Origin of the sequence: Halalkalicoccus subterraneus (assembly GCF_003697815.1) — an archaeon.
Classification (GTDB): Archaea; Halobacteriota; Halobacteria; order Halobacteriales; family Halalkalicoccaceae; genus Halalkalicoccus; species Halalkalicoccus subterraneus.
Window position 1 is genome coordinate 37296 of the sequence record NZ_RDQG01000024.1, and the last position, 20992, is coordinate 58287.

At 61.1% G+C, this 20992-nt stretch carries 18 protein-coding genes and 2 pseudogenes; 8 read left to right on the forward strand and 12 right to left on the reverse strand.

The genetic code is table 11. The features are described from left to right. Positions 1–165 precede the first annotated feature (165 nt). The 7 genes and pseudogenes from EAO80_RS20765 to EAO80_RS06945 all read right to left on the reverse strand — a co-directional run bounded on the left by EAO80_RS20765 (position 166) and on the right by EAO80_RS06945 (position 5809). On the reverse strand, positions 166–423 hold the full coding sequence (locus tag EAO80_RS20765; protein ID WP_368280516.1) for a type II toxin-antitoxin system RelE/ParE family toxin: 258 nt from the start codon (positions 421–423) through the stop codon (positions 166–168). A gap of 19 nt (positions 424–442) precedes the next feature. Continuing rightward, positions 443–685 (reverse strand): annotated as a pseudogene (locus EAO80_RS20770) (ribbon-helix-helix domain-containing protein). A gap of 254 nt (positions 686–939) precedes the next feature. Continuing rightward, positions 940–2718 (reverse strand): PAS domain S-box protein, encoded by a 1779-nt coding sequence (locus tag EAO80_RS06930; protein WP_245998501.1) that lies wholly within the window; start codon positions 2716–2718, stop codon positions 940–942. An 84-nt stretch (positions 2719–2802) separates the two neighbouring features. Then, positions 2803–3099: pseudogene (locus tag EAO80_RS20775) on the reverse strand (response regulator); the annotation flags it as partial. 329 nt (positions 3100–3428) lie between these two features. Beyond that, positions 3429–3962: a hypothetical protein gene (locus EAO80_RS06935; RefSeq protein ID WP_211330659.1), complete on the reverse strand. Its 534-nt coding sequence runs from the start codon at positions 3960–3962 to the stop codon at positions 3429–3431. Between the two features lie 580 nt (positions 3963–4542). Next, positions 4543–4968, reverse strand: a complete 426-nt coding sequence (locus tag EAO80_RS06940) for an EamA family transporter (RefSeq protein ID WP_122089197.1) — start codon at positions 4966–4968, stop codon at positions 4543–4545. 202 nt (positions 4969–5170) lie between these two features. Further along, on the reverse strand, positions 5171–5809 hold the full coding sequence (locus EAO80_RS06945) for a hypothetical protein (protein WP_122089198.1): 639 nt from the start codon (positions 5807–5809) through the stop codon (positions 5171–5173). Between the two features lie 346 nt (positions 5810–6155). On the opposite strand from EAO80_RS06945, the gene EAO80_RS06950 reads away from it, so the two are divergent. From EAO80_RS06950 to EAO80_RS06960, 3 genes are all read left to right on the forward strand, one after another. Further along, positions 6156–7343 carry an MFS transporter gene (locus EAO80_RS06950; protein WP_122089199.1) on the forward strand — a complete coding sequence of 396 codons (1188 nt, stop codon included), beginning with the start codon at positions 6156–6158 and terminating at the stop codon, positions 7341–7343. A gap of 364 nt (positions 7344–7707) precedes the next feature. Beyond that, the gene (locus EAO80_RS06955; protein WP_122089200.1) at positions 7708–8151 is read left to right on the forward strand and encodes a zinc ribbon domain-containing protein; all 444 of its coding nucleotides are present in this window, start codon (positions 7708–7710) and stop codon (positions 8149–8151) included. Between the two features lie 135 nt (positions 8152–8286). Next, on the forward strand, positions 8287–8832 hold the full coding sequence (locus tag EAO80_RS06960; RefSeq protein WP_122089201.1) for a metal-dependent hydrolase: 546 nt from the start codon (positions 8287–8289) through the stop codon (positions 8830–8832). Positions 8833–8897: 65 nt separating this feature from the next. Here EAO80_RS06960 and EAO80_RS06965 read toward each other — a convergent pair whose 3' ends face one another. The 5 genes from EAO80_RS06965 to EAO80_RS06985 form a co-directional block, all read right to left on the reverse strand. After that, positions 8898–9110, reverse strand: a complete 213-nt coding sequence (locus EAO80_RS06965) for a hypothetical protein (protein WP_122089202.1) — start codon at positions 9108–9110, stop codon at positions 8898–8900. 249 nt (positions 9111–9359) lie between these two features. Then, positions 9360–10307, reverse strand: coding sequence for an isocitrate lyase/PEP mutase family protein (locus EAO80_RS06970; RefSeq protein ID WP_122089203.1), 948 nt, complete (start codon positions 10305–10307; stop codon positions 9360–9362). Between the two features lie 69 nt (positions 10308–10376). Next, entirely contained in the window at positions 10377–11012 is a 636-nt protein-coding gene (locus tag EAO80_RS06975; RefSeq protein WP_122089204.1) for an isochorismatase family protein, read from the reverse strand. Between the two features lie 20 nt (positions 11013–11032). After that, complete coding sequence (locus EAO80_RS06980) at positions 11033–12883, reverse strand: hydantoinase B/oxoprolinase family protein (protein WP_122089205.1); 1851 nt, start codon at positions 12881–12883, stop codon at positions 11033–11035. Continuing rightward, on the reverse strand, positions 12880–14943 hold the full coding sequence (locus EAO80_RS06985; protein ID WP_122089206.1) for a hydantoinase/oxoprolinase family protein: 2064 nt from the start codon (positions 14941–14943) through the stop codon (positions 12880–12882). Before EAO80_RS06985 ends, EAO80_RS06980 begins: the two co-directional genes overlap by 4 nt. 156 nt (positions 14944–15099) lie before the next feature. On the opposite strand from EAO80_RS06985, the gene EAO80_RS06990 reads away from it, so the two are divergent. The 5 genes from EAO80_RS06990 (at position 15100) to EAO80_RS07010 (ending at position 20928) form a co-directional block, all read left to right on the forward strand. Beyond that, complete coding sequence (locus EAO80_RS06990) at positions 15100–15756, forward strand: helix-turn-helix domain-containing protein (protein ID WP_122089207.1); 657 nt, start codon at positions 15100–15102, stop codon at positions 15754–15756. A 209-nt stretch (positions 15757–15965) separates the two neighbouring features. Next, complete coding sequence (locus EAO80_RS06995; RefSeq protein ID WP_122089208.1) at positions 15966–17114, forward strand: BMP family lipoprotein; 1149 nt, start codon at positions 15966–15968, stop codon at positions 17112–17114. Between the two features lie 51 nt (positions 17115–17165). After that, positions 17166–18752, forward strand: coding sequence for an ABC transporter ATP-binding protein (locus EAO80_RS07000; protein ID WP_122089209.1), 1587 nt, complete (start codon positions 17166–17168; stop codon positions 18750–18752). 53 nt (positions 18753–18805) lie between these two features. After that, positions 18806–19882 carry an ABC transporter permease gene (locus tag EAO80_RS07005; protein WP_122089226.1) on the forward strand — a complete coding sequence of 359 codons (1077 nt, stop codon included), beginning with the start codon at positions 18806–18808 and terminating at the stop codon, positions 19880–19882. Continuing rightward, positions 19879–20928 (forward strand): ABC transporter permease, encoded by a 1050-nt coding sequence (locus EAO80_RS07010; RefSeq protein ID WP_122089210.1) that lies wholly within the window; start codon positions 19879–19881, stop codon positions 20926–20928. Before EAO80_RS07005 ends, EAO80_RS07010 begins: the two co-directional genes overlap by 4 nt. Positions 20929–20992 lie beyond the last annotated feature (64 nt).

Genomic DNA, 20992 nt, shown 5'->3' on the forward strand with positions numbered 1-20992 from the left:
AACTCGTGCTCGCGCTCGTTGCCGTCGCCGTCTGGTGGCTTCAGGGACGACCTGAGTTCGATACGATACGGGCCATCGTAACCAGTCGGGCCCGGTGAGGGAGCGACAACAACAGGATCCCTCGGTTCGAGGAACCAAACGGTCGCGGGAAACCGAACAGACCGGTCAGTCGTCGTCAGCGGTGTACGCACCTCCACGTCGTTTGATGTGGGCGACGATACGGCGCTGTTCACCTCGTCGGACGGTCACAGAGAGCCGAAACTCGCCGAGACGTCTCTTCTTGTATGGACTGTTCTGCAGTGGTTCCCCGTACTCCGGCGGGTCACGCCATGGAGAATCGACGATCTCCTCAAGCTTGTCCAGAATATGATCTTGTTCGTCAGTAGAGAGTGTCTCGAGATCGATTCGGGCCTTTGAGGCCAGTTCTCACGTCCACTCAGTATCACTCATCGGCCGTGCCGAACTGCTCGCGTGCCTCGGCCGCACTCATTGTCGTTCCCTCATGGATCTCGTCCTCAGCGGCAAGGAGTGCGACGAGTTCGTCGCGGTCGAACGTCGGGAATTCGGCGGCGTCCCGAAGCGTGTAGCGGATGAATTCACTCCGACTGTTGAAGCCACGTCCCTACCAGGTGTTATCAATCTCCCTCAGAAACGATTTGGTGACTTTGAAGTTTGCTGTGACGATCTCGTCCTTATCGTCATCGTCTGTAGCCGCTTCAGACGTACGTAGGTATTACCATCGTCTTACGCATAATCATTTCGCTGACTGCGTATTTTCTCGACTTGCTGCTGAATACCACCTCTGTACGTCGTAATGAGTACTATTTGCATTTCCTGTAGTTCTGAACCCTATATGAGTAGCTGCCGGGTGGGCCGAACTCTCGATCACGGCTCACATCCAATCAACGGAGGATAGAAGCGGTAACGTGCCCACCGTCATTACTCAGTAGCGAACTCGACGCCCGTGATCTCAAAGCGTGCGCCACCATCAGCACCGTCGATCACATGGATGGTCCAATCGTGAGCATCGGCTACCTGTTTGACAATGTGTAGACCGAATCCAATCCCGTCGTCTGTAGTGGAGTAGCCTGCGTTGAACATGTCGTCCTGTATGTCTTCAGGGATCCCTGGTCCGGTATCCTCGATGTAGAACCCCGCCTCTACCGCTCCAACAGTGACCGTCACATCTTCACCGCCGTGTTCAACCGCGTTTCGGAAGAGGTTCTCGACGAGTTGCTGGAAACGGCTTCGATCTGCTTGAATCTCGTCGTCGATATCGATTGTGAGTGTCGCCTCCGCTGTCGCAACGTTCCCCCAGCAGTGTTCGAGGAGCGCTGCCAAATCGACCGGTTCGGTATCACTCACTTCAGTCCCCTCACGTGCTAGTGTAAGTAGATTCTCAATTAGTTTCTTCATCCGGTCATGGGCCTGCGCAACGTGAGCAAGCTCATCGCTTTCACACTCCTCTTGGGCGAGTTCGAGGTATCCGTCCGCTACAGTAAGCGGATTTCGTAGATCGTGGCTAACGACGGAGACAAACGCCTCTAACTGTTTCTCACGTTGTTTGCGCTCGGTTATCTCGTGATAGAGACCGAGCAACCGATCAGGCCCGTTTTCCTGATCGATAACGACTCCCTGGACCTCTGCCCAGACTATCTCCCCATCTTCGTGGATCATTCTGAACTCCGTGTGATACAGTTCCTTGCTCTCAATCGATCGGTCCATTGCCTCTTCGACTTCGGGGAGGTCATCCGGATGGGTACGCTTGGCGAAGGCATTATAGTCACCCTCAAACGAACCGGGCTCAAGTCCAAACGTCCGTTCCAATGTGTTGTCCCACTCGATTTCGTCTGCGCCTATCTTCCACTCCCAAATGCCTGTTTCGGTCCCCTCAAGAACGATTTCGAGGCGCTGTTTCGTCTCGCGGAGTTCCTGCTCTCGGGCTTTCGTAGTGGTGAGATCGCGGCCGGTTCCGACAATACCGAGAATCTCTCCCTCGGAATCAGTGAGCCGTCGGTTGATGAACTCGTAGGGAATGTGGGCTCCGTCGCTCGTTTGGACCTCAGCCTCTCCTCTATCAGCACCCGTCTCCAGTGTTGTCTCGAGCGACTCGACAACGTGCGGCTGTGTGTCTTCGGGGAACAACTCGATTGCCCTCATCTCAGTTAGTTCCGCCGCCGAATACCCAGTCACTTCCACCATGGGTTCGTTCCACCATCGAAGGTCACCCTCTGGGCTGATCACATAGAAGATATCATCCAACGTATCCAGTGCTTCGGAAATGAACCGCCGCTCTGCTTCGAGTTCCTGTTGTCGCTCGCGTTGTTCGGTGACTTCAACGAAATAAAACGCGATCCCCCCATCCCGTTTCGGATAGACGTTGATGTCGAACCAGCCATCGAGTCGGGAGACATACTCCACGAACGAGGCCGGTTCTTTGGTCTCCATTACCCGTCGGTACTCCGTCTCGAACCGGGTGTCCTTCGCGTCCTCGAACACGTCCCAGAAGTCCCGTCCGAGGAGATCCTCGTCGGACATCTCGTACAGGTCTTGGGCTTGCTCGTTGACGAGGGTGAACCGCCAGTCCGAGTCTACTTCAACGATCGCATCGGTTACCCGCTTGATGATCTGCTCGCGTTCGTCCACGATCGATTCAAGCTGAGTTCGCGTGTGTTCGGCCTCGCGTTCGATCCAGTATCGCTCGACGGCGTTTCGCACACGGTTTGCCAGAATCGTATACTGATCGGCCCCACGTTCTTTTTGGAGATAGTCGGTCACGCCCGCAGAGATCGCATCGGAGGCGATCTCCTCTGACCCCGTACCCGTATACAGGATGAACGGCAGATCTGGATACTCCTCACGGACCGTTTTTAGAAATTCGAGACCAGTCTGGCCGGGCATGTTGTAATCCGAGATGACGCAATCGAACTGTGCCTCGGAAAGGCGGTTCAACCCATCACTGGCGTTTGCTGCCGTTTCGATGGCGAATCGGTTGTCCTCGCGCGTGAGGAAGGCGGCGGTCAATTCCGCTTGATCGGGCTCGTCGTCGACGTGAAGGACACGTATGGTATCGTCCCCGCCGTCAGTACCAGTGTCCATCACTCGGTGGCTTCGATCGCGTTATGTTGATCATCATCACTGTGGGAGGCGGACACGATCCGTGCAGGGATCGTGAGAGACAGTGTGGGTGTGTCGCTGCTTGCGAAAATACGGCGTGGATGTGTGGTTGCCATGATCGGCGGGTGTGGGTTGTGGACCCGACTACGGGGACCCCCAAACGAAAAGTCTGGGGTGTAGACCTGATCGGCCACAGAGTATTTCCCGTACCAGTATTACACTGGTTGATCTACATGTTAATTAACGTATGGGAGAGATAGTAACTGAGAGCTACTATTCTATACTCACTGCGTATACTCGGCTTCGATATTTCATTTCACCGGATAGAGACGAGCAAATGGGCCTATATCTCCGTATTTTCGGAACCAGTACCAAATAAGTGGAACTCCAATAACGGTTGGCCAAAGCCAGCTCACGACCGGTGAGACAGCACTGAAGTTGACGACTGACACTGCAGTTACCGTAGCGATGTAGGCCCCCATCATTCGCCCGAGATGCTCAATCATCCATGGACCTTGTTGATCCGAACGACGGTACTCCCGGAGGTCAGTGATCCCAACAAGAAGGCCGATGGCACCGAAAACGACCATCACCGTTCCGAACGAGTCCCCACCGAGCAGAAATCCAGCCCCCCATCCCCCAAGGAATAGACACGCGACGACGACGAGAACTGCAGCTATCCAATCGATTCGCCCAACTGTATCCGATGCCCGTTTTCGGGAGAGAACTCGATACCCGGAAAACGCGAAGTAGCCGCTAAAGATGGCGACCAGCGTGAGAAATATTCGATTCGGGGTGGGGTCGAAAGCGAGTAATGGAAGGACAGTTCCGACGACCACGCCCATTGCTCCAACGTAGACCCGCCCGGCAAGCCGGTGACGGGTGCCGCCTTTTGTAGTGACGAGTGCACCGACTCCTGCGAGCAGTGCAATGACTCCCGCAATAATGTGTACCCAAAGTGTGACTGATTCAGAAGTCAGCATAGCATACGTTCGGGTGGCGAGATAATAGCTGTATTGAGTGTATATCCCACGAATACACCGGTTTCACGTGGTTGAGCCGTAAATGTAACTACAACGTAGTGTGTCTGTAGTAATTAATCTGAGGTGACGGTTTCTGAAAAATACACCGTGTGAGACAGGCGCCCTCCCTGAAACACCATTGGACAATACTTCAACTCAATAGCACGAAGACGGCCTTCAGGTGTCTCATCACAACCAACCTACTACTGAATGAGTAGATCGATATCGGAGGGCACTAACTACCCGACACACCCATAGGACGTCCTCACAGACGGGGAGTTGAACTTTTGCTGGAGGCGTGCTCAGTGCTCCCGAAACCGCACGACTTCGAGGGACGATTCATTTGACTTACCGCAGCCGACTCGGGTTGCGGGCAAACGAGATTGCACATTGAGCGTCTCGGCTATTGCGCTACGAGGACGACAGCAACACCGGCGAGCAGGAGCCCTGCGACTCTCGTTGTGGTGATTTCGTCTCCGAGCACGGCCATCCCGATGAGCGCTGCGACGACGAAATACATGGCACCGAGCGTCGAAACGACCGTCGTTGAGCCATGTGAGAGACCGACGTACATCGAGACGAAGCCGATTCCGGCGAACAATCCAGCCACGCCGGCGAGCGCCCCGCCTCGTGGCGTGATGGCCAGCGAGGCACCTGAGACGACAACGAACCCGACTGCAAGGAGGGTTGCGACGAGATACGATATCGCGGCAGCCGTCGTCGGGTCCATGGATTCCGAGGCGGCGTTTCCCACGACGATCCAGATTCCCCATGACACCATCGTCAGCGATCCGAACACCACGGCCGAATTCACCCCAGGGACTCCCATCGGTGCGTACGTTCCCCCTGTAACGGTAAAAGACTCCGTTTGTAGCAATTCTACTCATATACTCGAGAATCAGTCCGGGGTGGCATTCAGACGAATTACGACCCTATATCCTTCGGCGGTCGAAACGTTTCCTATCCGCGGTTGTCTGCAGTCGCTGGTGCCAGCCATAGGCCTCCCTCGAAGCGTGAAGGGACCTACCCCGTCAACACGCACCGCCGCCCGCACCGCCTGCTGCACCAGCTCCTGCACAGCTCGCGGCACTCGCGCTGGCACTCGCAGCGGCAGCCGTCCCGGCGACGACGATTGCTGCGTTGTCCGACCGGCTGTAGTCTTTACACTCGCCCCACGCGACCGGCGCGATCTCGTCGTCGATGTCGTCCGCCGCCTCGACCGTGTCGCGGAGGTCAGCAATCCCGAACCCGGCGTCAGTCGCGTACCGATCCACAAGCCCATCAGTGAGTGCGATCCGCCGGCACTCCTCGGCCTCGAAGAGTTCGTCGCCGTCGAAGGTGAACTGGACGTCGTAATGACGGACGAACACGTCGTCGAACGGTGCTTGGACAGCTTTGATCGCTTCGCCAACGAGTTCCCAGACGAGCCCCATATCGGGATTCTCGATGTCTTCACCGAGCGAGAAGCGAGCGATGGGGACGACGACCGGTACGCCGTCCGGCCCTTCGTTCACGACCGCGACACCGGTCACACCACAGTCCTCAACGGTGTCAGTACCGCGTTCAACGGCATCGCGGAGCGCTTCGTCCGCGTCGTTCTGGCGCGCTTCGAGATCGACCTGCTCGTCGGGTGTATCAGTGCCGAGTAAGCGTTCGAGGAGGGATGGCATCCTGTCCCAGTCTTTCGAGCGGCTGGACTTCGGTATTGTGGTGACCCATCGAACCAACCGCGTCTTGCGGCCCACAACAGCGGTTATGAGAAGATTTTTCGCACTAACTGACTCAGTAGCCACTATGGCAGACGGACTCGTCGGCGGTCTCGGTCCAGCGGGCCACAGTACCGCAGTCGTCACGACGAAGCATTGTTCGGGTCAGTAGTCGATATCGAGTTAGCTGGGCGTCGGAACACGCTCATGTCACCCGATATCTTCGTCGGAGGATGCCAGTTCACGCACGTGTGATCGAATGGGAGTTATACCGTCGGTCGAACGGCGACTTTGAGAGGAGTTCACCCTGATGAATGAACGACCCCGGCTTGCGCTCGTCGTCTGGAGCGTCCTCGTTTCACAGGTATTTCTCTACCCGGGACTCGACGAAACCGTCTCGGCACTCGGTGGCAGCGAGATCGTCCTCGCTGGAACGTGGTTTCTCGCCGCCGAGTTCAGTGCATTCGTGGTCTGTGCCGTCCTGTGGGGCGTCGCCAGTGACTCCCTCGGGTCTCGAACGCCGCTCGTCGTTCTCGGTGCGGCGGGCGGTGCCGCGAGCTATCTGGCGGTCGCACTCGCTCCGAGCGTCGGGCTCGGGTTCGGAGCGGTGTTGCTGTTGCGGGTCGTCGGTGGTGCGTTCACGATCGGTGCGTTCTCGTTGTCGATCACGATGTTGATGGACCTCTCCGGGGAACACGGACGCAACATGGGTGCTGCCGGGACGGCAATCGGCCTCGGGGCGGCGATCGGCTCGGTCGTGGGCGGGCAACTCGCGACGATCGATCCGCTCGCACCCCTGTACGGCGGTGCCGTGCTCCTCGGTGGTGCGGCTGCCCTCGCCGCGACGGTTCCCGACCGGAGTACCGGCGGCGGGCTCCCCGTCGACATGATCGTCGATCGCGTCCGAACGCGCCCCGTATTACTCGTCCCGTTCGCGTTCGGCTATATCGACCGCTTGACGGCTGGCTTCTTCGCGTTGACTGGTGTCGCCTACTTCAGGGACACGTTCGGTATCGACGCGGCAACGGCGGGATTCACGCTGGCGTTGTTCTTCGTTCCGTTCGCAGTGTTGCAGTATCCGGTCGGCTCGCTTTCGGATCGAGTCGGGCGATTCCTTCCCGTCGTCGTCGGCTCCCTGCTGTATGGGGTAACGATCATCACTGTCGCACTGGCACCGAGCTACGTGGTCGCGGCGGGTCTAATGGTGCTCGTCGGTGTCTGCGGGGCGCTCGTCTCGCCAACGACGATGGCGCTCGTCACCGACATCGTCCCGGCGACGGAACGTGGCGCGGCGATGGGCGGATTCAACGTATTCGGTAGTCTCGGGATGTTGAGCGGGTTTCTCATCGGTGGCACCGTCACGGAACTGTACGGCTATCTGCCGGCATTTCTCGTGGCTGGTGGACTGGAGATAGCGATCGCAATACTTGCGTCTCGGTCAGTCCATCGAATCACGGTTTCCGATGGAGGACTCTCGTCTGATGTGAGTAACGACTGAAGGCGAGGATCGAGATGGAACCACGGTGGCGTGGAACACCGCTTCGCTCCACGACAACGGTGTTGGAACGCTCGTTTTACGTGGGGACGGCAGGAGAAATGAGCGAGCGGACTGTGGAACGATACATCAACCGCACAGAGCATGTTTGAATCGTACTTCCGCGATTCACCCTCGGGGCTTGACCCCGAGGCACTCTCACTGTATTTTCTGTAGATCCTCGATATTTCGGTCAACGTCTCCACCGCGATAGCAACCAACCCACTCAACTAACTAATCAATCAGACATACCAACTCCCTGAGTACGATCTATAGTACGCCTTTAGGCAGAAGAAGTCTTATTACTAACTAACTGGTTAGTTTCAGTATGAGCCAATCGGTTTCCCAAAAGCGGCCGTGGCTCGCTGCACTGCTCGGAGCACTTGCGACGGGGGTTGGGCATATCTACCTTCGTCGGTGGCGTCGTGGATTTGCTTGGGTCGGCGTTCTATTTGCTGTCACTGTCCTTTTCGTCGACTCTGCGGTTGTCGAGACGCTCGCAAACGGGACCGCCGTCGATCCGATAGCGATCGCGCCAATTCTATTAGTGGGTGGTCTCAGCGCCGCCGATGCGTATCTCCTCGCACATGTGCATAATGCGGTCGCTCGACTGGCCGTCACTTCGGATGGACAGCTCACACACTGTCCTCACTGTGGCAAGGAGCTCGATACGGACCTTGAATTCTGCCACTGGTGTACGACGGATCTCAGCGAGTTGGACGAGATCTCCTCGGATACTCGGGACAAAAAGGACGATCCATATCGGAACTAGATCGACCGATTCACGCCTCGATTCGGTTCATAGCGGCTTGTCCTGTTTCCACAACCCATTATCGGGATCGGGTTTCCGTGCCGGTCACAATCGGTATCAGTGAATACATGGAGCTAGCCGAGGAACTCGGGGACGATGTGGCCCTGGGGACATGCCGCGACCGGGTACCTGCTCTATGCGGCGTATACGCGGCTTCGATACGACCGTCCGCCGGACGGACCAGCCACATTGCTGTTGTTGTTCGGGACGCAGCTTCCCGACCTGATCGACAAGCCGCTGGCGTGGACGCTGCTCGTGTTGCCCTCGGGGCGCTCGCTCGGGCACTCCCTGCTCCTTCTCGTCCCGCTGGTGCTCATCGCGGCCGTCGTCGTCCGGAATCGGGACACCGAGTGGGCGATCGCACTCGCGGTCGGCGCCCTCTCACACGCCATCGTTGATGTCCTGCCAGCCGCCCTTCGTGGCGAGTTCGCCTACACCACGTCCCTCGTTTGGCCGTTACTGCCCCCTCCACCATACGACGAGCAGGGACGAACGATCATCGGACAGTTCCTCTCGCTGGAGCCGACGCCGATGCTGACGTTCGAACTCGTGCTCGCACTCGTCGCCGTCGCCGTCTGGTGGCGCCAGGGTCGGCCCGGGATCGATACGATTCGTGCTGTCGTGGTCGCTCGGGACGGGTGAGGGGGCGGCGACGACAGGCGCCGCTTGATTCGACGAGAGCATCGTAGTCGGTAGAAATAGTTTTCTTATCGGGACGTTCCAGTGGGCGATTCGGCGCTTTCGAGTGTTTCCGCCCACAGCATGAACCGCTCGAAGCCCAGCATCACGACGAGGAAGACACCGGTGAAGACGGCCGTTTCGATGAGATCGAGGATGCCGGTGAAGGCAACGACGGTGAAGATGAACGCCGTAAGGGCGGCGACGAGACCTGCAATGAAGAGTCTGAATCGAGAATCCATGGGTTCCTCTATGGCGATTCGAGATCATAACGGTTGCGTGAGAAGAGATCGCTGCTGGCATGGATATGTGTCGGTGAAGCGTGCCGAGCGACTCCAAGACGGTTATTCGAATGTACTGTCACTGTCTTCGAGTCAGTTCTCTTCAACCGCGACGACCCGTTCGTCGCCTCTTGAGCGAAACCTCCATCTCGGGAGACCACCGGCGCGTTGAGCTCACGGCCGACCGCAGCCCGAACTCTTCGTGTGTCCTCACTCGGAATCGAGGTCGTCGCCGAGAGACCCCTCGTACTTGTCCTGTTCCTTCTCGGGCAGGAACTGGCGCTCCCACTCGACGACCTCGGGGAATCCCGAAAACTCGTGGAGGCTACCGACCGGTCGGTCGTTGAATTCGTCGTCGATGTCCCGCATCGCCGCGACGGGATCGTCGGCAAACGTCGAGAGGTCGGCGTGGACGTTCGCGATCGTCGATAGCGTCGAGGCGATTGGGAACACCACCAGATCGAAGCCCCACTCCTCGAGCGCCGACAGCTCGACGTACGGTGAGGAACCCATATCGCCGACGAAGTTGTAGACGATCGGGCCGTCGACCTCTCGGCCGACACGTTCGAGTTCCCGCTCGTCGGTGGGACCCTCGACGAACGCGACGTCGGCGCCGGCGGCGAGGAAGTCGTTGGCACGGCCGATCGCCGCCTCGAGCGAGCCGTCGCCGGTCCCGCGCGCATCGGTGCGCGCGATCAGCACGAATTCGGGGGCCCGCTCATCGCGCACGGCGGCCGCGGCTTCGATCTTCCCGACCGCTTCTTCTCGTGGAATGACCTGCCGTCCCTTCGTGTGCCCGCAGCGTTTCGGGAACGTCTGGTCCTCGATGTGGATCGCGCCGACGCCGGCCTTGATGTACTCGCGGACCGTCCGGACGACGTTCGTCGCGTTGCCGTAGCCGTTGTCGGCGTCGGCGATCAGCGGCACGTCGATGCGTTCCTGGATGTTCGTCGCGTTGTCGATCATCTCCGGCATCGTGATGAACCCGGCATCCGGATAGCCGATCTTCGAGAGCGACGTGCCGTAGCCGGTCATGTAGATGGCGTCGAAGCCGACGCTGTCGGCGACGGCGGCCGTCAGGGGGTCATGAACGCCGGGACAGGCGAGGATCTCGTCGCTCGCGAGGCGTTCTCGGAGCGCTCCACCAGTGGTGGTCATGGCCGTCCCCACGTCACGCGGCGGGTGGTCGGTGTCGATTCGACTCGGCCGTCGTTAGAGTCGGGGTCGTTATACATTGTCTGAAAGGTGCGAGAGGACGTCGTCGGTCGTAACGACGTCACCGTACTTCGCGTTGATGTCAAAGAGGTTGGCTCGATGCGGTCCCTCGGCACGGTCGCCGACCGCGTCGGCGGGAACGATGGTTCGATAGCCGTGCTGGAGGCTGTCAACGGCGGTTGCACGGACGCAGCCGCTGGTTGTGACGCCGGCAAGGACGAGCGTGTCCACACGATCCGTCGTTAACTCCGTCTGGAGGTCGGTCCCGAAGAAAGCGCTGGCGTACTTCTTCAGGATCACTCGTTCGCCATCTGTGGGTGCGATTCGCTCGTCGACGTCGACCGCCTCGGTGCCGAGGCGCAGTTCCTTCAGGGCGGGCACCTTCTCGATGAACCGCCCGGCATCGCCGTACGAGTCCTCGAACGCGACGGTCGTGAAATAGCGCGGGAGGTCCCGATCGCGAAAGGCCGCGAGCAACTGTTCGGTCCGTTCGAGGACGTCACTCACGTCCGAACCGAGGCGAGTGGTCGGATCCGTGAAGGCGTTGATCAGGTCGATGACGAGCAGTGCCGGTCGCTCGCCGAGGCCGACGCTCGCGCCGAAGTCCGCCGGATCGTAGTCGATGTCGAAGTCGTGTGGTGAGTCCATAAATTGTGATCGGCGACGGCTCAGTTGTGTCGATCGTCGAACTCCCGGCGTTCGGCGGCGATGCGTGCTTCGAGGGTCTCGTCGTCCGGTAGTGGGCCGTAATCGAACGCTTCGGGCTCGTCGCGCGTCCTGTGGAGCTCCTCGCGTCGATCCTCGGTGGCTACGTCGTCGACGCTGCCCTCGTCGAGGACGACCCCGTACTCTGCCTCGGCGGCTGATTCGGAGACGAGCCCGCGCCGAACCTCTCGAGCGACGACATCGGGATCACGTTCGAGCGGATCGCCGAGCCCGCCGCCGCCGGCGGTACTGAAGACGAGTGTATCGCCCGCCTCGACGGCGACGTTTTCGACCTTCGACGGTAACTCCTCTTCAGTCCCGTCGGTTCGGATCAGTGTCTTCTCGCTTGTTTGGGCATGGCTACCGCCGTCGACGCCCCACGGGTAGGTGTGGGCCCGATCGTCCTGGAAGGTGATCGCCCCGTCCTCCTCGAACGTGTAGACCTTCGTGATGCCGTGGCCACCTCGGAACTGGCCGGCCCCGCCGGTGTCGCTCCGGGTGCTGTACTCGTCGATGCTCAGCGGGTAGTACGCCTCCTGGTATTCGGCGGGCACGGTCCGGAACATCGGCCACCACGAATGGCCGTCGAGCCCGTCACCGCCCGGCCGTGCGGGGATCCCGCCGTAGAGGATCTCGAGCATCTGGAAGTCGTTGCCCTCCGAGTCCGTGCCCGCATAGACGAGGTTTGGCGACGTGCCGTAACTCCCCGCGACAGAGAAGCCGTCGATGAGCTTCGAGAACGTCGCCTGCAGGACGTCGAACTGCCGGGCCATCATCGGTAGACGGTTGCCGAGCGCCGCCGGGAACTCCGGCTGCACGACGCTCCCTTCAGGCAGCGTCACCTCGAAGAGGTCGTAGTAGCCGTCGTTGAACGTGAGCAGGGGGTCGAACGCCATGATGAGGAAGACCCCGGTAAACATCTTGAACATCTTCTCGTTCAAGAGGAAGTTCACCGTCCCCGGGACCTGCTCGTCGGTGCCCGTCCAGTCGAGGTAGACGGTCTCACCCTCCCGGTAGATCTCGAGGTGGAGCTTGATCGGGCCGTTACCCATCCCGTCGTCGTCGACGTAGTCCTCGAAGGTGTAACGTTCGCCCTCGGGGACGAACTCGTGGATGAGGTCGATCATCCCGTCGCGGGTGCGATCGAGGATGGCGTCGCAGGCCTCGACGTACGTCTCCTTGCCGAAGCGATCACAGAGCTCGTGGATGCGGGTTTCTGCGGCTTTCGTCCCCGCCGCCAATGCCTTGATGTCGGCTTCGGCGTGTTCGGGTAGGCGAGTGTTGTGCGCGAACGATTCAAGCAGTTCGCTGTCGATCTCGCCGCCCTTGTAGAGTTTGACCGGGGGCAGACGCATCCCCTCCTCGAAGATCGTACTCGCCTGAACGGGCATGCTACCGGGCGTCTTTCCGCCGACGTCCATCAGATTGCCCCACTGGCTGGAAAAGCCCACGAGGTCCCCCTCGTAGAAGACCGGACGCAACAGGAGCATGTCCGGCGTGTGCGAGACCGCGCCGGCGCACATGTACGGGTCGTTGGTCGCGATCACGTCGCCGTCGGCGAGGTCCTCGCGCTCGAACGCCGAGTTCGCGAGGATGGTGTCGATCGCCGAGCCGAACTGACCCATGACCATCCTACCTTTCGCGTCGGCGATGAGTGGGAACTGGTCGGATTGTTCGCGGATGACGGGACTGATCGCCGTCGTCTCGACCACGCGGTCCATCTCGTAACGGGTGTTCGAGAGTGTACTCTCGATGATGTCGAGCGTGGTCTGGTCGACGTCGTGTTCACCGACGAAGTCAGGGGATTCACTCACTGTCGGTCACCTCGGTTGATCTCGATGTTGCCATAGCGGTCGATGGTCGCGACGTGGTCGGGTTGGACGACGACCGTCGAGTCGTCGTCCGTAACGATCGCCGGCCCGTCGATCTCGTTGCCCGGCCGCAACTGGGCGCGGTCGTAGACCGACGTGTCGTAGTATTCGCCGTTGAAATACACCTCGTGGGAGTCGAGTTCGGCACCGGTCGGATCGGCGTCGGTACGTGGCTGTTCCTCGATCGTAACCCCCTGTAGTGTCCCGTTCCCGATGACGCGAAGAGTGGCGATCTCCAGGGGCGCATCGAGCGAGAACCCGAACTGGCGATCGTGGCGTGCCTCGAAATCGTCCTTGATCTCCGCGAGTCCGGCCTCGTCGCGGAGGTTCTCGATCGTGATCGGGATCGACATCTGGATGTCCTGCCGGAAGTACCGACAGTCGGCGAAGTAGTCGAACGCGTGATCGGCCTCGTCGACGCCCTCGGAGACGAGCCACTCGCCGGCCTCTGTCTCGAGGTCGCGCAGTTTCTCGGCGACGTCCGCACCGTCGATGTCGTCTTCGGTCTCCAGATACGTCTCCGAGAACTCGTTTCGAACGTCCGAGGTGAGAAAGCCGAAGGCGGACATGACCCCTGGACCCGGCGGGATGAGAAGGGGATAGGTCCCCATCACGTCTGCGAGCGCGTTGGCGTGCATCGGACCGGCGCCGCCGAAGGCGACCAGCCCGAACTCGCGGGGATCGTAGCCGCGCTCGACGGAGACGACGCGAAGCGCGCTATGCATGTTCTCGTTGACGATGTCGAGGATCGCCTGTGCGGCCTCCTCGATCGTGGTACCACGCTCGTCGGCGATGGTTGCCACGGCATCGCGAGCGGCCTCCCTATCCAACTCCATCCGCCCGCCGAGTTGGACCGTCGGTGGGATCCGACCGAGAACGACGTTGGCGTCCGTGACGGTCGGCTCCTCGCCACCCTGTCCGTAACACGCCGGTCCGGGATCCGCGCCGGCACTCTCCGGACCGACCTGCAGCGATCCGCTCAACTGTACACGAGCGATCGAGCCGCCGCCGGCACCCACGGTATTGACGTCGACGGATCTCGATTTGAACTCCCGATACCCGACCTTCGTCTGGCGCGCGGTCTCGGGCGTCCCGTCCTCGACGAGCGACACGTCGGTCGAGGTGCCCCCCATGTCGAGCGTCAGGACGTCGGGAACGCCTTTCTCCGACGCGATGGTCGCCGCCCCGACGACGCCGCCACTCGGCCCCGAAAGGGCGAGTTCGACCGGTCGCCCCTTCGCAGCCTCGGAACTCATCAGCCCGCCATCGGAACGGACGACGTTCATCGTGGCCGTCGATCCGGCCGCCGCGAGCGATTCGTCGAGTCCGTCGAGGTACTCGATGACCGTCGGACGAGCGTAGTCGTTGATGACGGTCGTGAGCGTCCGTTCGTACTCGCCGTATTCCGGGACGATGTCGGAGGAGATGGACACCGGCAGCCCGGGCGCCTTCTCGGCGACGATCTCCCGGACGCGCTCTTCGTGGGCGGGATTGAGATAGGAGTTCAACAGCGCGACGGTCACCGACTCGACGCCGGCAGCGTCCAGTTCCGCGACCGCTTCTCGCACTGCGTCCTCGTCGAGCGGCTCGGTCACCTCGCCCGCCGGAGAGCTGATCGACCCGGTGATCCCCCATGTGTCCACCAGATCGGCGAGGGGTGCCGGTTTTTCCATGTCCATCCAGCCGTACAGCGGACCGGGCGTCCACGCCCGTGCCAAGTGCAGTATGTCCTCGTGCCCGGCCGTCGTGATGAGACCGACCCGCGATCCCGTCTCCTCCAGAAGCATGTTCGTCACGACCGTCGTGCCGTGAAACAGGAGCTCGAGTTCGCCGACCGACGTTCCGGCCTTTTCGGTCGCCTCCTCGACGCCCCGAAGCACCCCTTCGGAGGGATCCGATGGCGTCGAAAGGACTTTATCGATCGTGAGTTCGTGCGTCGTCTCGTCGAAGACGATCACGTCGGTGAACGTCCCGCCGACGTCGACGCCGAGGTTATATGTCATGTGTTATCGTACACTACAGAGGATACCGTGATCGCGAGTAAGGATTTCCCCAACAGCTGTTGGCTGTTTATATCACACCGCTTCGTCGTTGGCTATCAGTGACTAACCCAGCAACTACGCTTTTCACCACGGGTCACGTTATCATGAACCGTCAGGATGTTTATTGCGACGGTTCACTTCACACAACACCGGGACTGTATCCTTCGACGACTCACTACGGACGTCGACAGTCCCGTCCCGATCGAGATCGAAGAGATACAGAACGGGCTCGTGACGTTCGTTCTCCGTTCGGGTCGCCATACCGACGCGTTTCAGCCGGTGCTCGAAGCCGCCGATCACGTCGAACACGTCAAGCGCCTCGACGACGAGAACCTGCTCGTCACCAAACCGTCCTGTGGAGCGTACTCGGCCATCTATCAGAATCACGGTACGCTCCGGCGCTCGAACACCGTTTCAGGCCGACAACGAGAATACAACGTCCTCGCGTTCCGTCGCGAGGATCTCAAGAACATCCTCGACGATCTGGGTACGTTCGGGACGGTCACGCTCGGAAAACTCGAGGAGTTCAGGGCGGACATCGATTCGCCGCTGACCGACCGACAGCGCGACGTCGCCATCGAAGCGCTCACGCGTGGGTACTACGACTGGCCACGGGCGATCACGAACGAAGCGCTCGCCGAGGAGTTGGGGATCAGCCGTGCTACCCTACAGGAACACCTCCGGAAGGCAGAACGGGCATTGCTTTCCGCCGCCCTCGTGGACGGGCACAAGCGAACCGGCGAGGGACGGTTCGAGCGCATCGAACTCGAGTAACCCATCGACTAGAGGCGCTTTCAATCCTCGATCGAACGTTCTGTTCCATCACAAACTGCGGTCGTCTAGTCGATGCTGCCGGTCCATCTCCCGAGGGCCGAGACGGGTGGGGACCACCGTTACAGTGCCATATTCATGTAACGTAACGAACTACTCTATACGAAATGGTTAAATATGTAGAATATCTCTGTATCAAGAGAACTACTCACATGGGAGATTCATACAATGATTCCACGGATTCGAGGACAGGGCGTGAGACGACGAACATCGATCGACGGTCCGTCCTCGCATCCGGGGCGGCCATCATCAGTGCGACGAGTCTCGCCGGCTGTCTCGGTGGCGATGAATCAGGTAACGGTAATGATAGCGGTGGTGGTGGGTCCGGAGGCGGGACGACGAACGTCGCGATCGTCTCGAGCCCCGCTGGGTTCGACGACAACGCGTTCAACGACCTCGCGCTCGAAGGCCTCCAGACCGCCGCGGAGGAGTACGACATCGAGATCAACGAGGTCGAGGAGACCGAACAGGCCCAGTACCAGTCGACACAGTCCGAACTCGCGAGTAGCGGCGAGTACGACCTCATCGTGCTGGTCTCGTACAACCACACCGAGGCGCTGACCCAGAACGCCGCCGACTACCCCGACCAGAACTGGATGCTCATCAACGACCACGTCGAAGAACCGAACGTGGCCGGCTACACGTGGGCCAACCACGAGATGTCGTATCTGGCGGGCGTTCTGGCCGGGACAATGACGACCGAGGAACTCTCGCAAGGGGGTATTTCCAACGATCCCGCCACCGCCCAGATCGGCTTCGTCGGCGGCGTCGACGAATCGCTCATCAACGCCTTCGAGCAGTCCTACGTCGCCGGCGCCGAGTGGGTCAACCAGGACGTCGAGGTCAACGTCGGCTACATCGGCGACTACACCGACACGGACACGGCCGCAGACATCGCCAGCTCCCAGTACGGTGCCGGGGCGGACATCGTCTATCACGCCGCCGCGGCCGCGGGCCGAGGCGTCTTCGAGGCCGCCCAGGAGAACGGCCGCCTCGCCATCGGCGTCGATTCCGATCAGTCCCAGACGCTGCCCGATTTCCAGGACGTCATCCTCGGCTCGGCGGTCAAGTACATCAACGAAGGGACCCGCGAGGTCGCGGTCGCGATCGCCGAGGGGAACTTCGAGAGCGTGACCGGCGACAACACGCTGGGATTAGAAGACGAGGCTGTCGACTGCGTCATCGGTCAGGCGTTCGAGGGCCAGCTCCCCGATGCGGTTCAGCAGAACCTTGATGAAGCCAAACAGGGCATCACGAACGGCGATATCACCGTTCCCTGTAGCGCCTCCGGTTGCAACTAATCGTCACTTCCCTCGAATATATGTCCGCCTGTCCGCATTCACATCGGTATCATGAGCACAGATAACGCATACACGCCGGCAGTCCGGCTCGACGGAATCACCAAACGTTTCGGCGATGTCGTCGCGAACGACGCGGTCGATTTCACCCTAGAGCAGGGAACCGTCCACGCTCTGCTCGGCGAGAACGGATCGGGCAAGACGACGCTGATGAGCGTCCTCTATGGGCTCTACGATCAGGATGCGGGAACGATCGTCGTCGACGGCGACCCCCGGACGTTCGACTCCCCGCGGGACGCCATGGACGCGGGGATCGGCATGATCCACCAGCACTTCCAGCTCGTGGAACCGATGACCGTTCTGCAGAACGTCATCCTCGGCCACGAACCGACTGCGAACGGATTGGTCGACGAGGCGACCGCCAGGGAGGACGTCGAAGCCATCTGCTCGCGCTACGAGTTCGACGTCGACCGCCATCTCGACACGCCGATTCGAGATCTCGACCTCGGTGCCCGCCAACGCGTCGAGATCGTGAAAAGCCTCTATCGTGGTGCCGACGTCCTCATCCTCGACGAACCGACGGCCGTCCTCACGCCCCAGGAGGTCGACCGACTGCTCGACGTGATGGACGAACTCACGGCGACCGGACGCTCGCTGGTCTTCATCACGCATAAACTGGACGAGGCGCTCACAGCGGCCGATCATATCACCGTCCTTCGGGACGGCACGGCCGTCGACACCGTGAACGCGGCCGAAACCTCCGAGCAGGAACTGGCCCGGATGATGGTCGGTCGGGAGGTGCTGTTCGATCGTCGACCACGGGAGACGACGCCCGGCGACCCCGTTCTCGAGGTCGACGAGCTGCGGGTGCAGGGCGATCACGGCCTCGAGCAGGTCCGTGGCATCGACTGTACCGTTCGAAAGGGCGAGATCCTCGGCATCGCGGGCGTTCAGGGTAACGGCCAGACCGAACTGGTCGAGGCACTCACCGGGATCCGGCCCGTCGAGTCGGGCACCGTGCGGTTCGACGACCGAGAGATCACCGAGATGAGTCGTCGACGCCGCATCGAGGCCGGTATCGCCTACGTCCCGGAGGATCGCCAGACCGAGGGACTGGTACAGGACTACGATCTGGTCCGGAACGCGCTGCTCGGTAATCAGACCGTCGAGCCCTACATCAGCCGCGGATTCATCGACTGGCCGGCCGTCCGTGAGCACGCCGAAGCCATCATCGCGGAGTACGACGTGCAGCCGCCGAACCCCGATACACAGGCGGCATCGCTTTCGGGGGGCAACCAGCAGAAGTTCATCGTCGGTCGGGAGATCGAACACGATCCCGTGGTCATGGTCGCGTCCCATCCGACTCGCGGCGTCGACATCGGGTCGATCGAGTTCATCCACAACCGGCTGCTGGAGCTGCGGGATGCGGGGCTGGGGATCGTGCTGGTCTCCTCGAAACTCGAGGAGATCCGGACGCTCTCCGATCGCATCGCGGTAATGTACGAGGGTGAGTTCATCGATACGGTCGATCCCGAGGCCGTCACTGACGAGGAACTCGGTCTGCTGATGGCCGGTCACGGTCGTGACGTGGAAGGATCGACCGAAAACGCCCCGGAGGGGGATGGCGGGGTGCGGACGTGAGCGGCTCGGACTCGCCGCGCGGCCGTGCGATTCTCGACCGAGCCGCCGCCAGGATGCTGGATGCGACGGTCCTCCAACGATTCGCCATCGCGATGGCGGCGACGGCACTGGCGCTGTTGATCGGGCTGGTCGTCGTGGCCGCGTCCGGCTACGACCCGGTACAGTTCCTCCGCCAGCTGATCGAGGGCTCGTTTGGCGATGGAAACGCCACCGCCCGGACGCTGAAGTTCACGACGTTGTTCGTCTTGACCGGCGTCTCCGTGGCGATCGCGTTTCGTGCCGGTGTGTTCAACATTGGCGTGCAGGGCCAGTTCGTCGTCGGCGGGTTCGCGACCGTCCTCTCGATCCTCTGGCTCGCCCCCTTCGTCCCGGCTGGCCCAATCGGTGGCGTTGCACTCATGCTGGTGGGCACGCTCGCCGCAGTGGTCGCCGGCGGCGCCTACGCGGCAATTCCCGGCGTCTTGAAGGCCTACGGCGGCGCGAACGAGATCATCACCACGATCATGCTGAACTTCATCGCCGTCGGGGTCGTCGGCTGGCTCGTCGAAGGGCCGCTTCGGGGCGAGGGAAACCGGGCACCCAATACCGAACGGCTCCCCGAGTCCGTCTCGCTCCCACAGATCGTCTACGACAACCCCGATTTCTCGGTGATCGGGCTCGGTGTTGCACTCGCTGTCGTCGCGGTCGTCGCCGTCGTACTGACCCGAACCGGATTCGGCTACGACATGGTGACCAGCGGACACCAGGAGTCCGCGGCGACGTACTCGGGGGTCGATGCCAAGCGGACGATCGTCGCGACCATGACGTTCTCCGGGATGATCGCCGGCGTCGCCGGTGCGGTCTTCGCAATCATGATCCAGGGCTACTACAGCGATCCAAGCGGGATCGGGACGTACGGGTTCGACGCTATCGCCGTCAGCCTGCTGGCGGCGAACAACCCCCTCGGCGTGATACCGGCGGGGCTCTTGTTCGGCGGCCTCGAGTCCGCCGGATCGTACATCGGCATCAGTAGCGATGTCCCTGTTCAGCTGATCGACGGGATCAGCGGGCTCGTCGTTCTGTTCGTTGCTGTCCCGGAGCTGTTCCGCATGGCGGCCCAACGGACCAGCCTGGGAGGTGACTCGCGATGAACGTCCGCGAAAGCGCTGCCCGCAACCGCGTCCGGATCGGGAGCGCCATTGCCCTGATCGTGCTGGCCGTGGTGGTCACGATCTGGGCGGACCTACCGCTTGCGGACCTCTTCACGGTCGGGTTCGTCAGTCGATCGCTACAGGCGGCCACACCGATCGCGCTTGCGGCCATCGGTGGACTGTACGCCGAGAAAAGCGGCGTGTTCAACATCGGACTCGAGGGGTTCATGATCTTCGGCGCGGTCAACACGGCGGCGATCATGTGGCTCCTGAGTGGGGGCTCGCCCACGCAGGGTGACCTCTGGTTGGCCATGCTCGCGTCGGTTCTGCTCACCCTCTTGTACACCGTGCTGTTCGCCGTGTTGCTGATCCGTTACAAGGCCGATCAGATCGTCGCGGGCTTGGCGGTCTGGTTCATCGGCCTCGGGTTCGGTCCTTTCATGGCCGTCCGCCTCTGGGGGAGCCGGAACAGTCCGGGCCTCGAGGGCATCGACACCGTCACGATCCCTGTCCTCTCGGAAATCCCGGTGCTGGGATCGATCCTCTTCGATACCTCGCCGCTGGTGTGGCTCACTGGGATTCTGGCCGTGGCGGCCTGGATCGTCCTCTATCGGACCCGCTATGGCTACTGGCTGCAGGCGGCCGGTGAGAACCCGGAAGCGCTGGATACGGCGGGCATCAACGTCACTCGGGTCCGGTACGCGGCAGTGATCTTCTCCGGCGCAATGGCGGGGTTGGGCGGTGCTGTGTTGCTGGCACACGCGGGGTCGTTCACGGGCACCGGCGATACGATGGTCAACGGGCGGGGATGGATCGGCATCGTGGCCTATCTGTTCGGCAACTACAACCCGCTCGGCGCGGCGGCCGCGGCGCTGCTGTTCGGGGGCTTGGACATGCTACAGATCCAGTTTCAGACCGTCGGCATCGAGCTGCCAAACCGGCTCGTCAACCTCTTCCCGTATCTGGCCGTGATCATCGTGCTGACGATTTGGGGCTCGACGCGGGTCCCGTCGGCGGTCGGCGAGCCCTACGAGAGCGAGGAGTAAGGGCCCGGTTTCGCCGACGTCGAGTCGTCTTTCGATCGGTCGTCGTATCTCTCCTTCTGTTCTC

Coding starts and splice junctions, on each gene's coding strand:
- EAO80_RS06935 (WP_211330659.1), bottom strand. CDS start 3,962: ATGGGCGTGGTCGTCGGAACTGTCCTTCCATTACTCGCTTTCGACCCC.
- EAO80_RS06940 (WP_122089197.1), bottom strand. CDS start 4,968: ATGGGAGTCCCTGGGGTGAATTCGGCCGTGGTGTTCGGATCGCTGACG.
- EAO80_RS06945 (WP_122089198.1), bottom strand. CDS start 5,809: ATGCCATCCCTCCTCGAACGCTTACTCGGCACTGATACACCCGACGAG.
- EAO80_RS06950 (WP_122089199.1), top strand. CDS start 6,156: ATGAATGAACGACCCCGGCTTGCGCTCGTCGTCTGGAGCGTCCTCGTT.
- EAO80_RS06955 (WP_122089200.1), top strand. CDS start 7,708: ATGAGCCAATCGGTTTCCCAAAAGCGGCCGTGGCTCGCTGCACTGCTC.
- EAO80_RS06960 (WP_122089201.1), top strand. CDS start 8,287: ATGTGGCCCTGGGGACATGCCGCGACCGGGTACCTGCTCTATGCGGCG.
- EAO80_RS06965 (WP_122089202.1), bottom strand. CDS start 9,110: ATGGATTCTCGATTCAGACTCTTCATTGCAGGTCTCGTCGCCGCCCTT.
- EAO80_RS06970 (WP_122089203.1), bottom strand. CDS start 10,307: ATGACCACCACTGGTGGAGCGCTCCGAGAACGCCTCGCGAGCGACGAG.
- EAO80_RS06975 (WP_122089204.1), bottom strand. CDS start 11,012: ATGGACTCACCACACGACTTCGACATCGACTACGATCCGGCGGACTTC.
- EAO80_RS06985 (WP_122089206.1), bottom strand. CDS start 14,943: ATGACATATAACCTCGGCGTCGACGTCGGCGGGACGTTCACCGACGTG.
- EAO80_RS06990 (WP_122089207.1), top strand. CDS start 15,100: ATGTTTATTGCGACGGTTCACTTCACACAACACCGGGACTGTATCCTT.
- EAO80_RS06995 (WP_122089208.1), top strand. CDS start 15,966: ATGGGAGATTCATACAATGATTCCACGGATTCGAGGACAGGGCGTGAG.
- EAO80_RS07000 (WP_122089209.1), top strand. CDS start 17,166: ATGAGCACAGATAACGCATACACGCCGGCAGTCCGGCTCGACGGAATC.
- EAO80_RS07005 (WP_122089226.1), top strand. CDS start 18,806: ATGCTGGATGCGACGGTCCTCCAACGATTCGCCATCGCGATGGCGGCG.
- EAO80_RS07010 (WP_122089210.1), top strand. CDS start 19,879: ATGAACGTCCGCGAAAGCGCTGCCCGCAACCGCGTCCGGATCGGGAGC.